The following is a 15,404-nucleotide window of genomic DNA, read 5'->3' as shown; positions in this document are numbered from 1 at the left end:
TTTAAATTAAAAATTTTCAAATCGCAATATATTTGAAAACAGAATATGTAGATGGTATTAATACACCTTGTTGGATTAATGCAAATGTATTTCAATCTATTTTTATTGATGGTTGCCAGTATGGAATAGAAGTCGATGGAAATAGCGATTTACGAAATGAAAGTTCAGGAAATACATTTCATGATATTCAAGTGCAATGTAGACAACAAACGAAAAAAGCGTAGCCTATGGCATGAAAAAGAGATTGTAGTTTGGTTTAAATCAAACTACAATCTCTTTTATTTATTTGAATTAATTCCACCAAATCCAAGGCCCGAAATATTTTCGTATGTTCCGAGGAGTAATTCGTATAAAGCGTTCACCGTCAAAGAAGCAACTTAAGTTTGGTAAAACACGCTCTATATTTGGTGGGAGGAAAGAGACGATGTTTTCGTTACTTACAATTGTTATTGTTATAGGTGGTTCGGCAGGAGATGTTTGAAGTTGTAAGGAAATATTAGCGGTGTTTATAAATTTATTGTTTACTGGCTGATCCATTACTTGTACTGTGAATGACACAATAATTACTTCATTTGGTTCAAAGTTAGTTGCAACTAGGAATCCGAAATTTGGATCAGCTAAAGGAAGTGATATGCCGTCAACTATAACGGATCTGCCAATAAATCGTAAACCTGCAGGAATGGTGTCTTGTAAAGAAATGTTTGTAATTGAAAATTCCGAGGTATTCGTAATATGCACCGTATAATCAAAATATTGGTTTAAATAAGCTGAGCTAACGGAAGCGTTTTTAAGCACAGTTGCAGTTATAAATTGAACTGGTATGCGAACAATGTTCGAATTAACGATGAAAGTAATAATCGGATCCTGTGGCGTCAGTTGGAAAGCAGCTGTAACTGTTGCAGAATTGATAATTGTACTGTTTGAAGGGATAGAAGTTACGAGAACTTTAAATGTTATAGTTGCTACTCCATCTGCAGGTAAAGCTCCGATATTAATACCAGTGTCTGGACGGATATTTGGGATTTGGGTACCGTTAATGGTTACACTATTTTCTATAAATGTTGTACCAGCTGGAATCATATCTAAAACGGAAGTATTTACTGTAGGAATTGGGGAATGATTAAATATCTCTAATGTGAATGTAATAATATCTCCTATAACGAAAATAGATTTGTCAGCGTTTTTCTCAATGCGCACCATTGGATCGATGAGTGCTGTTGTAACGGTATTTGTTTGCTTTGTAATTGTAATAGGTGGTTCATTCGGATCAATGGTAACAGTATAGGAAACAGAAGCATCGTTATTGATTGCAGATTGAAGAGTCAAAGAAGATATTGTTATTTGGAACGTAATGATAACAGATTCATTAGGAGCAAGATTTCCTAATGTAATACCATTTTCGGGATTTGCATTAGGCTGATTGATTCCATTAATTGTAACACTGTTAGTAACGAAGGTTGTATCTACTGGTACGGTGTCTATGGCAAGAAGATCTTCAATCGTCACATTACCGCTATTAGAAATTGTAATTGTATACGTTAAAGTTTGACTAGGTAATGCATTTGTGGTATTAACAGATTTTATGGCAACAACATTATCATTTTGGACAGTTGTTGTGGCAGTATTTGTTGTAGTCATATTTGTAACAGGTAAGTTATTTGGGTTGACTATATATTTAAAAGTAGTAATTGCTTGGTTGTTGAGTTCATTTGGTGTTGGAATAGAAGTCACAGTTACTTGGAATGAAGCGATAGCACTTTCGCCTACAATTATAGTACCAATTGGTATGCCGCTTATTGGATTAACTCCCGGAAGAGTTTCTCCGTTTACAATGACGCTATTTTCTATAAACGTAGTACCTTGAGGAATAATATCTTGAATGATTACATCATTTGCTGAAACATTACCAGTTTGATTTAGTGTAATCGTATACGTTAACGTATCACCGACCGTTGCAAATGCAAGGTCAACAGCTTTGTTACTAGTCAAATTTGCGTGATTAATTTCTGTTACGGCAGCTGCTGAAATAATAGTTTCGGTAATAGGCGGTCGATTCGGTAACGTGTATTCATATTCAATTGTACTCGTGTTAGAGATTGGATTTATTTGCGGAATCGAAGTAACCCGTACTTGGAATAGAATAGTTGCTGTCGTATTAGGCGGAATGTTATCAATTTGTATACCGCTAAGTGGGTTGTCATTTGGACGAGCGTTGCCATTCACAATAACACTATTCTCTATAAAGCTCGTATTTGCTGGAATGATATCTGTAACAATAATGTTTTCCACTTGTATATTTCCGTTATTTATGATGGGAATTGTATAAGGGATGATAGTTTGTAGGTCAGCGTATTGGATTGGCGTTGTTTTTGTCGCAATTACATTAGCAGAAATAACTTCAGTGAAGGTAATATTACTAGTCGATATTTTTTCTTCACCATTTATTGTATAACGAGAAGTTGATTGATTTTGAATGTGACCGCTAGCTGGAAGAGCTACCACGGTAACAGAAAATGTGACTGGGATAGAAATGTCAGGAGCAATCGTTCCTACAAGTATACCGGCACTTGGATTGGCGTTAAGCTGAGGAATATTATTTACTAAAACGCTACCGTCTATAAAGGTTGTTCCATCAGGAATATTGTCTGTAAATACAACAGCAGTAGCATCCGTATTCCCTGTATTTGTTAAAGTTGTTGTATAAGTTAAAATGTCACCAATTGTTACAGAAGTCAAATCAACAGTTTTAAGTGAAACGATATCAGCATCATTAATTTGAACGAAAGTAGTATTGGAAGTAGTAGATTTTTGAATTGGTGCAAAGTCAGGGTTGAAAATAAAGTCGTAGACGATGTTTGCAGTATTAGGTGTTGGATTTACAGCTGGCAAATTCGTAACGGAAACTTGGAATGTTATTGTAGTCGATTGCCCTGACGCGATGTTAGGAATGGAAAAGCCGATATTTGGATCTGCTGCAGGAAGTACCGTATTGTTAACTATTACGCTTCCTGGAATAAATACTGTTCCATCCGCTATAGTATCTGTAAAAAAGATGGAGTTAGTTGTAGTGGATCCGTTATTTTGAATGAATACTGTATATTCAATGGTTTCATCAATATTAGCTAATACTTTATTAGCGGATTTTGTAGCGATAAGAATAGCATCAATAAATTGTATATTTGTACTATTGGAAGAGGTCGTTTCTGAAATAGGTGGTAAGCTTGGGTCTGGTTTATATTCATAGTGAATGACGGCGATATTATTAATGTTATTTTGAGAAGGTATAGAGACTACATTTACTTGGAACGTAACAATAATCGTATTATTTGGAAGGATTATATCAAGGGCGATTCCGGTAATTGGATTTTCGTCAGGTCTTGGTATGCCATCCACAAGGATGCTATTTGGAACGAATGTGGTCCCAGCTGCAATTGCGTCAATTAGGAGAGTATTTGTAATAGGTACTGTACCAGAGTTTGTAACTGCGACTGTATATGTGATGATTTGACCGATGCGTGTAATGGATCTATTGGCGGATTTAATTGCACTAACATTTGCCGTCCGCACTTCAGTGTTTACTGCATTTGATAACGATCTACGCTGAATAATTGGAGAACTAGGGTCAATTTGGTATTCATACGAAGTGTCTGAAATATTAATGACTGTATTGCCCGAAGGTATACTTGTAAGTTGTACTTGGAATGAAATAGTGACTGTTTCATTTGGTTGTATCGTGCCGAGAGTTACTCCGTTTTCAGGATTCGTGCCAGGCTGAATCACATTATTTATTGATAAGCTATCTTCAATGAATATAGTACCTTCTGGAATGTTATCAATGAACACAGTATTGTTAGCTGGAACGGTTCCTATATTTTGTAGTGTATTTGTATAGGTAATATTTTGCCCGATTGATATGAAAGTTACATCAGCACTTTTAACAGAAATAATATTTGCGTTTTGAAGCGATGTTGTAACAACGTTAGAATTTGCAGAGCGATTCACTGGTGGGGCTGTAGGGATACTTGCATATTGGTAATTTGCAGATGATTGATTTACAATTTCGGTTTCAGTAGGTGGATTATTTGTATGCACTTGAAATAGTATCGTTTTGGAACTGTTTGATGGAATCGTTTCAATCGGTATTCCGTTTTCTGGATTTACACCTGGCTGAAGGACACCGTTAATTGTGACACTATCGGGAACGAATGTAGTCCCAGCTGGAATAGAATCTGTGAAAATAATATTTATTGCGTCAACATTGCCGATATTTTTCACTTCAGAAATATAAAGTATAGTTCCACCAATATCTACAGTTATTGGATTGGATGTTTTTGTAATTGTCAATTGTGCTTGCACGAAATTTGTAATGACGATATTACTTGTAGATGTTTCAGTAATAGGCGGTTGCCCTGGGTCTGGTTGAATTGTATATGTTGTATTGGATTGATTTGTAATCGATTCTTGCGAGAATGGATCGTTAATAAGAATTTGGAACGAAATAAGGTGAGTAGCGTTTGCTGCTAGGTTAGGCAAAGTAACACCTACATTTGGATTGGCACCAGGTATAGCTGTTCCGTTAAGTGTAAAACTATTTTCTACGAATGTAGTACCATCTGGAGTAGAATCTAAAAATGAGAGATTAGTTGCTGAGATATTTCCGTTATTTTCTAATGTGATCGTGTAGGTCAAAATATCGCCCGTTGTTGCTTGTTGTACATTGACTGCTTTTAAAGAAAGGATAGTCGCATCTGAAATTTGTGTGAAAGCTGGATTAGACATAATTGTTCGAGAGATGATTGGAGTAGTTGGATCGGCGATAAAAGTATAGTCAATACGGGCTGTATTAGAAATTGGATTTACACTTGGAATGAATTGAACGATAACTTGGAATGTGACGGTGACGATTTCTGATGGCGCAATGGCGTTTAATGGTATTCCTACGTTTGGATCGGCGCCTGGAACGGAAACGGTATTAATGGTCACGCTATTAGGAATAAGTGCAGTTCCTTCTGGGACCAAATCTGTTAAAATAACTGTATTTGTAGTTGTATTTCCGTTATTTCGAACGACTACTGTGTAAGTGATTGTACCGTTTGTAGATTGTACGAGAGAATCTGTATTTTTAGTTGCGGATAACGATGCATCAACGACAGCTGTATTCACCGTATTAGATGAGGATGTTGCTGTAACTGGAGGTTGACTCGGATCTACAATATACGTGTAACTTGTAATGGCTTGATTTATAATCGCCCCTTGCGGTGGAATAGAACTAGCAAGAAATTGGAACGTAATAGTAGCAGAATCACCTGGTGCGATAATACCAACTGGAATACCGAGAGTTGGACTTGCATCTGGAAGCGGAATTCCATTTAACGTAACACTATTTGGAACGAATACTGCACCTACAGGAACTCCGTTAATGAGTAATACAGAATTTGCAGGGAAGTTTCCGGTATTCGTTAATGTTGCTGTATACGTAATTACATCTCCGATAGATACAATTGTTCGATTTGCTTCTAAAACAGTTGTAACAGTAGCGTTATTAATTTGTGTTGAAGCGCTATTAGAACTTATTGTGCCTGTAACAGGAGGGGCAGTCGGATCAACAATGAATGCGTATTGAATAGATGCAACGTTTGTAATTGGGTTTGAAGGTGGAGTAGATGTAACTATGACTTGGAAAGTAACAGTTAATGAACTGTCTGCGTTAACGGTTCCAATATTAACTCCGTTATTTGGATTTGCCCCTGGAATGGTACTTCCATTTACAGAAAAACTATTTTCAACAAAAGTCGTTCCAGCTGGAATAATGTCTGAGAAATTTAAATTCGTAGCGTTTGTATTGCCGCTATTTTGAATCAAAACTGTATAAGTGATCGTGTCTCCGATATTTGCAAAGGCTGTATTAGCAGTTTTTACAGCTGAAAGTATTACTGAATTAATAGAAGTAACGAAAACGTTCGTTTCCACATTACCAGGTTGAGCCTGTAATGAATTGCCTACGTTATATTGGAAGTTAACAAATCCTAAGTTTTGGAGTTCAGGTGTGAAAGTTGTTGGATTGCTTACGATTTGAACTTGGAATACAATTGTTACGATTTGATTTGGATTGATTGTATTTATGCCAACACCGTCAATGATAGAAACGGATGGTAATGAAGTGCCATCAACAATGACTGATCCTGCAACAAATTGTGTCCATGTCGGTAAAGGGTCTGAGAAAATAACGTTGTTAGCAGGAATATTTCCTGTGTTGGTTATAGTAGTTGTATACGTAATCGTATCACCAATAGTGGCAAAAGTTTTATCTCCTATTTTAATAGTAGTTAAAATAGCACTTTCAATTTTGGTTGTAACGTTGTTAGAAGTAATGTTTTTTGAAACTGGAGGATTTGCTGGATTAACGATATGTTGAAAGCTAACGCTAGCCTGATTGGTAATTGGATTTATAGGCGGAATTTCATTTGCATTAATATGAAATGCTACGATGACAGATTGGTTTGGCGCGATATCACCAATTGGAACGCCTGTAATTATGTTTGCATTTGGGATGCTAGTTCCGTTAAGTGTAAAACTATTCGGTTCAAAGGAAGTTCCGTCTGGAATAAGGTCGGTAAAAATAACATTGGTTGCACTAACATTTCCGCTATTTGTAATTGTAACGGTGTAGACAATATCCTGCCCGATATCTACCGTAGATACATTTGTGCTTTTTTGCGCTGTAAGAATAGCGGTATTAATTTGTGTTGTCGTTGTATTAGATTGATTGGAAGTTATAGTAGGTGGCTGGTTAGGATCAACGACATAATGATATGTGCTAGAAGCAGAATTGGTAATTGGATTAAGTGTTGGAAGTGTAGTAACAGTTGCTTGGAATGTGACAATTGCCGCATTACCACCATTAATTGAACCAATATTTACACCGGTAGATAAATCGGCATTTTGGATGGTTTGCCCGTTAACTGTGAAACTATTCGGAACGAAAGTTAAATTGCTATCAAGAATATCAATAATGGTTACATCAGTTGCAGCCACATTCCCTGTATTAGGAAGGTTAAGTGTAAATGTTATTGTATCACCAACATCCGCAAAAGTAAGGTTTGCTGTTTTTGTACTTATAATAGTTGCGTTGTTTATTTGAAGAAGCGTAGAGTTAGAATTAGCTGTACTTGAAACAGGAGGATTATTTGGATCAACAGTAAACTCATAATTTGTGGATGCTGTATTTGGTGCTGGATTAATAGGTGGGATGCTGTTAACCGTAACTTGAAAGACGATACTATATATTTCATTTGGCGGAAGTGCTGCAAGTACTACCCCTGTATTCGGATTCGCGCCAGGTTGTAAAATGCCATCGACAGTTAATGTGTTAGGAACAAATGTGAGTCCACTTGGTAATACATCTGTGAATACAATGTTAGTTGCATCGGTATTGCCTACATTGGTAATAGAAGTAGTGTAGAAAGCAGTTTGCCCGATATCTGCAAAGGATACACTTTCATTTTTCGTCATAGATAATATGGCTTCTCTAATTTGCGTTGAAACAGGATTACTAATTGAAGTTTCTGCATCAGGTGGTGAGACTAATTGATACGATGTCGATGAGAAATTTACAACTGGATTTACGGTTGGTAATGAGGTCACATTTACTTGGAATGAAACGGTTACTGTAGTCCCAGCTGTTATAGGCCCAATATTTACACCGTTCGTTGGATTCGCACCACTTTGAGGGATGCCATTAATAGAAAATGTGTTTGTAATAAATGTAGTTCCGCTCGGCATTGTATCTGTGAATATAACATTTTGTGCGGATGAATTTCCGTTGTTTGTTAAAGTAACAGTGTAAGTGAGTGTGTCTCCGATACGGCTAAATGATTTATCGACTTGTTTCGATGAAAGAATGGTAGCTGTATTAATTGTAGTGAACACTGTGTTTGAAATAACAGTCCTTGAAACAATAGGGGCATTTGGGTCAGCGATAAATGTGTAAGAAGCACTAGCGGAATTGGCAATAGGATTTTGAACAGGTGTAGAAGTAGCGGTCACTTGAAATGCTATAGATATTGAGTTGTTAGGAGCAATTGCTCCAATCGTTATACCTGTATTAGGATTAAGACCAATTTGCGTGATACCATCTATTGTAACGCTATCAGTAATAAACGTTGTACCATCTGGTATAAGATCAGTGAAAGTAATGTTAGTTGCATTTGTATTACCACTATTCGTTAAAACGGTCGTATAGGTAATGGTATCACCAAGTGTTACAAGTGTTTGATCGACTGATTTTACCATCGTTATCATAGCGTCAAGTACAGGGTTTGTAGCAATATTAGTTGAAGTAGAAGTTGTAACAGGAGTTCCGTTTGGATCAACAGTATAAGAATATAAAATTGTGTCATTACCCATAATCGAATTTGAAGGAGGGACAGAAATAACATTTACTTGAAAAGTAACAGTTACTGTTTCGCCAGGTGCGATATTTGGTATATTTACTCCAAGTGCTGGTTGTGCGCCAGGTTGCTGGATACCATTTATTGTGACCGAATTGGGTATAAATGTAGTGCTAGCCGGAATAGCGCTTGTAAATGTTACATTTGTAGCTGGTGTATTTCCTGTATTCGTAATAGTAGTTGTATACGTAACTGTATCACCAACAGAAATAATAGATTTATCAACACTTTTTGTTGTAGTTAATATTGCGCTATTTATTGTCGTAGTAACGGTATTAGATGAAGCTGTTTGTGTTATAGCGGGTTGACTTGGATCGACAATATGCTGAAATTGTATAGAACTAGAATTAGAGATTGGATTTATACTTGGAATGTTTGTCACAAGTACGTTTATCGTAATAGTAGCCGTACCACCTGGATTTATATTTCCAATCTGAATCCTGCTCGCTGGGTTGCCTATTTGCTGTGTACCAGAATCACTTGTAAGAGTTCCGGATATAAATGTCGTTCCGTCAGGTAAAGTATCCGTGAAAATTATATTTTGTGAAGTGACATTTCCTGGATTACTTAATGTAATTGTATAAGAAATTGTATCGCCGATCGTTGCAAAAGTTTTATCTACAGATTTAACCAGTGCAATTTCCCCGGAATTTATTTGTGTCGAAACAGAATTGGATGTTGTACTTCGTGAAACAAGTGGTAAATTAGGTCCTGTCATAAATTGATAATTAATAGAAGCACCGTTTACAACCGGTGAGTTTGGCCCACCGGGTCCGATTGTAAAAATTGGATTTGGAATACTAACTACTTGAACGCGGAAGGTGACGTTTATAAAGTCCTCTGCGATAATATCCCCAATTGGTATCCCGTTCGCTGGATTTACCCCAGGTAATAAAACTCCTCCTACTCGAACGCTATCTTCTATAAATACTGTATTATTTGGAATCAAATCTGTAAAAATGATATTAGTAGCAGTCGTGTTTCCGATATTTTCTAATAAAACTGTATACGTTAAAAATGAATTTCCAGGTGCTACGTCAGAAAATAGACGATCCACACTTTTTGTTGCTTGAATAATTGCTTCGTTAATTTGAACTAAGACCGGATTACTAGTAGCCGTTTCTGTAATAGGCGGCTCGGTAGGGTCAACGATGATAGAGTATGTTGTGCTTGATTGGTTCAATGTAGGGTTTGAAGATGGTATTGAACCGACAATAGCTTGGAAGCTAATGGTTGTCAATCCTCCAACTGGAATTGGGTCTAAAGGAACCCCGCTATCTGGTCTAAATCCAAGTTGTGGGATGGTGTTAATTTGTACGCTATCAGGAACGAATGAAAGTTCAGGTGGTAATATATCTATAAAAACAGGTGTGTTTGCAGTAGTATTTCCGCTATTAGTGAGAGTAGTTGTATACGTAATTGTATCGCCAATAGCAGCAAATGCACTACTCGCAATTTTTGATGCGATAACAGAAGCGGAATTTACTTGTGTAAAAGTTTTATTGGATTGAACTGTTCGTGAAACAGGCGGTTCGTTTATATCTACAATAAAACTATATTGAAGCGATGATTGGTTAGGGATTGGATTAGGATTTGGAATCGCTGTAATGTTTACTTGAAAACTAAGTGTAACTATTGAATTGGTAGTAATATTTCCGATGTTAATACCGTTTTGTGGATTTGCATTAGGAATGGTTGTTCCATTTACCATAAAACTATTTGGAATAAACGTTGTACCATTTGGAATTAAATCTGTAAAAATAACATTGTTTGCGGTAGTATTACCGGAATTAGTAACGGTTGAAGTGAAAGTAAGTGTATCTCCGATAGTAGCGAATGTTGAATTGACAGTTTTATTTATAGATAGAGTAGCATCAATAATTGGGGTAACCGTCGTATTCGTAATTGTACTACCAACAGCAGATGATTGGTTTGGATTCACTGTGTACTCATAATTTACAAGTGCATTATTTGTTAATGTTCCACTAGGCGGTATTGCTAAAATTTTTGCTTGAAAACCAATAAATACAGTATTACCTGGGGGAATATCTGCTAAGTGAACACCAAGTGATGGATCTAATCCTGGCTGCGGAATGTTATTGATAGTTACAGAGTTTTGGACAAATGAAGCGCCTGCACCAAGTCCATCTGTTAAAACAGTTGCACTAGCAGGGATATTACCCGTATTTGTAACTGCAATTGTATAGGTGACAATGTCTCCAATTGCAGCCGTCGGTATATTCACTGACTTAGTAGCGACAATAGTAGCATTGTTAATTTGCGTTGTTATTAAGTTACTTAACGCATTGGCGGATGCTGGAGGTAAGCTAGGATTTACGACATACTGGTACGTTGTATTACTTTGGTTCGGAATTGGATTTGGATTAGGGATGGAATTCACTTTTATTTGAAACGAAATTATAGTATTTGCATTCGGATTGATTGGATCAATTGCAATTCCGTTAGCAGGATTTGTATTCGGGAGTATATTCCCGTTTACTGTGACACTATTAGGAATAAACGATGTCCCGTTTGGAATTACATCTGTAAATATCACGTTTGATGCAAGTATGTTCCCATTATTCGTTAAGGTAGTCGTGTACGTAATAATATCATTTACGTTAGCAAACTGTTTATCTGCAGATTTTGTAGCGGCAACCGTAGCATTATTAATTGTTGTCTGTACAGTGTTAGAAGAAGTCATTTGCATTACGGCTGGTTTTGATGGATCGTACGTGTATTGGAATGTAGTACCTGATTGATTAGTAATGGGATTAATGGATGGAATAGCTGGTACATTCACTTGAAAGGAAACAGTACGTGAGGAGTTTGCTCCAATTGTACCGAGGGAGATGCCGTTTGCTGGATTAACATTAGCTACAGGCACATTATCAATTGCTACACTATCTGGAATGAAAAGTGTACCACTTGGAATAACATCCGTAAAAATAACATTAGTAGCCGGAATATTTCCGTTATTTGTTAGTACAGTTGCATACGTAATGCTATCACCGACATCAGCAAAGTTTGTACTTGTTAATTTATTCGCTACGATAGTAGCAGTATTAATTTGTGTAGTTACTATATTGCTAGAGGCGTTTTGAACGACAGCAGGTAAACTTGGATCAGCGATAAAGCTATATTGAAGTGAAGCGCTATTTTGAATTGGATTTGGTGAAGGTATCCCATTTGCACTAATTTGGAAGACAATTGTTGTAATTCCGCCTGCTGGAATTGTACCAACTTGAAGACCGGCACTTGGATCTGCTCCTAGCTGTAAAGCACCACCTATAAAAATACTATTTGGTACGAGAGTAGTTCCAGGAGGCAGTATGTCGGTAACAACAACAGTATTTGCTGTAGTATTGCCAAGATTAGCTAAGGAAATTGTATATGTGATTGGTTGCCCGACATCGGCGATAGTTAAATCGACCTCTTTGACAATAACTACATTTGCTAAATTAATTTGTGTACTTACAGTGTTACTTAAAGATATTTCTATAGTTGGTGGGTCGCCCGGATTTAGAATAAAGCTATACTGTGTACTAGAGGAATTTATTGTTGGGTTTTGTGTTGGTAAAGAGGTGACAGTTACTTGATAAGAGACGGTAAGTGAGCCGTTAGCAGGAATGGAAGGTAACGGAACACCGATATTTGGATCTGCGTTATTTTGGAATACACCATTAATAAGGAAAGTGTTTGGGATAAAGATAGTGCCATCGGGATTTGTATCTACGAAAGTTGGACTATCAGCAGAAACACTTCCTGCATTCGTTAAAATAACGGTATAAGTTAATATATCCCCAACGGTAGCGAACGCTCGATCCACTGTTTTTGCCGAAATGACATTTGCATCATTTACTTGAGTAAATGTAGTGGTTGAAGTTGTGTTTGCACTTACAGGGGAAGCGTTTGGATCAACGATAAAGTTATAGGAAATGGAAGCGCTATTTGAAATAGGGTTAGGATTTGGAATACTAGTTATTAATACTTGGAATGAAGCTGTAATGGTAGTGCCAGCGTTGATACTGCCAATATTGATGCTAGCTGGTGTAACGCCCGGCTGAGTAACACCGTTAATCATAACACTGTTTGGCACAAAGGAAGTACCATTCGCAATGGAATCGGATAGTAATACATTGTTCGCTGCAACGTTTCCGTCGTTTGTAAGAGCAAATGTGTAAGTTAATACATCTCCAACTTCCGCAAACGTTTTATCTACAGATTTAATAGCATGAAGATTTGCTAGTCTAATTGTCGATGTAACAGAATTAGAATTTGTTGTTTTTGAAGTTGGTGGCAGGCTTGGATTTACAGTGTAAATATAAGAGGCGAAAGCGTTATTAATGATAGGGTTTTGTGCAGTAATGTTAATAACTGTTACTTGGAAGGATAAGGTGAAAGTAGCTCCGCCAGGAATTGTGCCGATAGGTAAGGCAACGAGAGAATCTACATTTTGCAAAACGCCATTAAGAGTTACAGAACCTAGAGTCAATATCGTTCCGTTTGGAAGTGGATCTGTTAGTTGAACGTTATTAGCCGCCGTATTTCCGCTGTTTGTAATAAGGATTGTATAACTTATAGTTTCGCCAATTGTGGCAAATTGTTTGTTTGTAGATTTTGTTAATGTTAAATTCGCATTGTTAATTTGAGTGGAAACGAGATTGGAAGAAATGTTTTTTGTAACGGGTGATTGGCTAGGGTTGACGGTGTATTGATAAGAAGCGCTTGATCCGTTAGATACGACATTTGACGCGGGTATTGTGTTAACTACTACTTGAAATGAAATATTTTTGGTTGTGCCAGTTGGGATGGATCCTATGTTCACACCATTAGCGGGATTTGCTCCAACTTGTGTCGTGCCATCTATTGTTAAACTGTTTAAGACAAAAGTAGTGCCAGTGGGAATGATATCCGTAAAAATAACATTGTTAGCAGTCGTATTACCTGTACCTACAAAGGAAACTGTATAGGTCAGTGTATCGCCAATATCAGCAAAGTTTTTATCCACTGCTTTCGCCATAGTTACAGTAGCATTATTGACTTGAGTAGATACGGTATTGGTCGTATCAGATCCATTTACTACTGGTTGGTTTGGGATAGGAACGTATTGGTAAGTTGTCGTACCACTATTTAATATTGGGTTTGTTTGAGGAATAGTCGGGACAGTTACTTGAAATGCAATAGTAGCGGTAGAATTTGCAGCGATGGTTCCAACTGATATGCCGTTTGCGGGATTCACTCCAGTTTGAGTAACGCCGTTAACAGTGACACTCCCTGGAATAAAAGTAGTCCCGCTTGGAATCGGATCCGTATATATAACGTTCGTTGCCGCAATATTTCCTACATTAGCTAGGGAAATACTGTAAGTTAACGTTTCGCCAATATCGGTAAAGAGTTTGTTAACTGATTTTGTTCCATTAATATCTGCGAGGTTAATTTGTGTTCCGGCAGAGTTGCTTGTTGCAATACCGTTAAAAGTCGTTCCCCCAGCAATTGGTGTATATTGAAATGTAATAGTAGCGGTGTTAGAGATAGGGTTTTGGCTTGGAAGAGAAACGACAGTCGCTTGGAAAGTTATTGTACGAGAAGCATTATTATTAATTGTCCCTAAGGATATACCGGCGATAGGATTTGCGTTTGTTTGTGGTACGTTATCTATCGTTACGCTTCCAGGTATAAAGGAAGTGCCGTTAGGGAGAATGTCTATAAAAGTAACGTTATTTGCGGGAAGAAGCCCAGTGTTAGGGACAGTAACTGTATAAGTAAGAACATCCCCAATTGCAGCAACACTTTTATTCACGCTTTTCGTTGCTTGTATATTAGGTGAATTTATATTAATTTGTAAGCCAACTGTATTCAACATATATGCATCGCCGTTAGTTGTTAAACGGATTGCAGCGGAGACTTGGGAATTTGTTAAATAAGGAGAGATATCAATAGAAGTAATGTCCCAGCCTTGTCTACCAGCGGAGATGTTTGTACTTGTAGAAGCACTTTGATTTCGCGTTCCAAATGTACCTGTTGTATCTAAGTTTCCTGCAGCATTATTAATTTGAGAACCAAAGAAATTATTAACAGCGTTATTTGGCCCGGATAAAGCATTTAATGAACTGAAATTTTGTCCAAATAATGCTTGATCCCCAGTTAAATCAGCATCCCCTTCAGTAGAACTTATAAATAATCTCCCGCTTACAGGTCCCCCTGCAGGTGTTAAAAACCCTGAGACAGATACATCTGCACTACCAGTTTCTACAGAAACACGGTTACCAGCTACGTAAATTGTTAAATTTCTTGCGGGTAAGGAACCGTTTTGATAAGCGACAATGAGCGTCCATCCAGAAGAATTGATAGCCCCGTTAGAAGCATCTAAAGGATCAACCAGTCCAGGGACAGAGCCGGTTGTATAAGCAGCTTGAACGAGTGAGGTTACATCTGCTGATCGTGTATAAAATCCAAATGTGACAGATCCAGAAACGAAAGTTTGATTTGAAGCTGTAACAGCTGAAGGAGTAATCGAGTATGTTGAAACAGGCGTTGTGAAAGAAACTGGGTTTCCTAATACACTCGTAATGTTTTGATCACGAGATAAATAGTTCCCGCCCCAAACGAGTTCGGCGTAAAGAATAGTACTACCAGCAGGGATATTTAAAATAGCGGTAGAACTATTTTGTGTATAGTTTAATGTTGTACCGGCAGGAAAAGTAGTTACTTGTAAAGCGGTATTCGTAGTTACGAATGCACCAATTGCACCGATTGTACCAGCACGGTTTTGATTACTGATTTTACTTAAACCGAGTGTGTTTCCTGTAATAGCGAGTGCGCCGTTAGTGGTGGTAGAAAATCGATTCGTAATGGGCATGTTGTCACCTCATTTACATTATAGTCTTGGTCAAAATAGGATATGTGTATGACAGATAAAGGGAAACATGTACAAGTTGATTCGGAAAGAAT

General features: G+C 37.3%; 1 protein-coding gene and 1 pseudogene. One reads left to right on the top strand and one right to left on the bottom strand.

Annotation, left to right across the window (positions count from 1 at the left end):
- Nucleotides 1-5: 5 nt before the first annotated feature.
- Nucleotides 6-221: pseudogene (locus AB3X48_RS05195) on the top strand (hypothetical protein); the annotation flags it as partial.
- A gap of 70 nt (nt 222-291) precedes the next feature.
- Here the strand turns inward: AB3X48_RS05195 and AB3X48_RS05190 are convergent.
- Complete coding sequence (locus AB3X48_RS05190; protein WP_367958968.1) at nt 292-15,312, bottom strand: CLIPPER-2 domain-containing protein; 15,021 nt, start codon at nt 15,310-15,312, stop codon at nt 292-294.
- Nucleotides 15,313-15,404 lie beyond the last annotated feature (92 nt).

Origin of the sequence: Bacillus sp. S4 (assembly GCF_040838205.1) — a bacterium.
Classification (GTDB): Bacteria; Bacillota; Bacilli; order Bacillales; family Bacillaceae_G; genus Bacillus_A; species Bacillus_A cereus_U.
This window is presented reverse-complemented; position numbering and strand designations above follow the sequence as displayed.